This window comes from Vallitalea okinawensis, from assembly GCF_002964605.1.
Classification (GTDB): Bacteria; Bacillota; Clostridia; order Lachnospirales; family PQDH01; genus Vallitalea_A; species Vallitalea_A okinawensis.
Window position 1 is genome coordinate 1 of the sequence record NZ_PQDH01000054.1, and the last position, 1,113, is coordinate 1,113.

The following is a 1,113-nucleotide window of genomic DNA, read 5'->3' on the forward strand; positions in this document are numbered from 1 at the left end:
TAACGTTTTGGGTTTGCGACGTTTCTTAACCTTAGAGCGAAGGTGCTCATGCCCTGGCAAGGGCTAATGTGCCGAGTGCTCCGACGGACTTAGGTTGAGGAATGTGTGAGGGCATGTCCCAATAGGCTTTATGACCCCTCCCGAGCCTTGTGCAAATCTATTGTTATAAGATGTTACCCCATCACTTAAAGTTACAAATTATCTACAGGATAACTATACTCACTTTCAATTAAATTGTCGTCTTTCTGCTCCCTAATAAACAATGATTTTAGATAGTCAGCCAACCACCTAAACTTACTATATACACCAATATCACCATAGATATTTTTTTGTATATTCGCAATGATAACCCCTAAATCATTATTGTTTTTTTCTGCAAATGGGGATAGATAATCTATAAAAAGGGCAACATCTTGTGAGACCTCTGTAACTGGCTTACCATCGGGATAACTCCACTCAAAAAGAATCCGACTTCCCCAGTTATCATAGGTCAACCCTTGATAATCACTTTCATTAATTTCATCTATAAATTCTCTTGCACTACTAAATTCTAGTTCATTAATAATCTTACTATCCATAATAACTCTAGGATATATCGCCCTCTGTTCCTCTAATAAATATGCATTTATGTAAGCTGGTCCAACAATCTGATTTTGAGTTGAATTGAAATATGCTTTACCACTTGATATAGCCCCCCTAATCCATATATCTTTCAATGCTAATCTACTTTGAATTAATCCAACTGCAATACATAAGCTTCTTAAAGTGTCTTTTCTCTCTTGAATATTACGTCCACTAGGTATTGATAAAATAATTGAATCACTAATCACAATAAATCCTATTCTCTTTTTTCTCCCAATAGTACCAATATACTCTATTACCTCATTTACCACTTGAAAATATGTATTCAATTTTTGTCTACTCGCTGGTGTATCTTTCATCACCAACTTTTTAAATCCCAGTACATCTAAAAAAGCTACATAACTATTCTTATATCTAATCTCTGCTATATTATCTCTATTACGCATTATTATAATCCTTTCTATAGACTGCCTATATTAATTAGACCCACAAAACTAGCTCTGAAATGATGGGGTAATGTCTGATAACGTT

General features: G+C 34.6%; 1 protein-coding gene. It reads right to left on the reverse strand.

What is annotated here, in order from left to right:
* Positions 1-191: 191 nt before the first annotated feature.
* Entirely contained in the window at positions 192-1,028 is an 837-nt protein-coding gene (locus C1Y58_RS26250; protein ID WP_105620113.1) for a hypothetical protein, read from the reverse strand.
* Between the last annotated feature and the right edge of the window lie 85 nt (positions 1,029-1,113).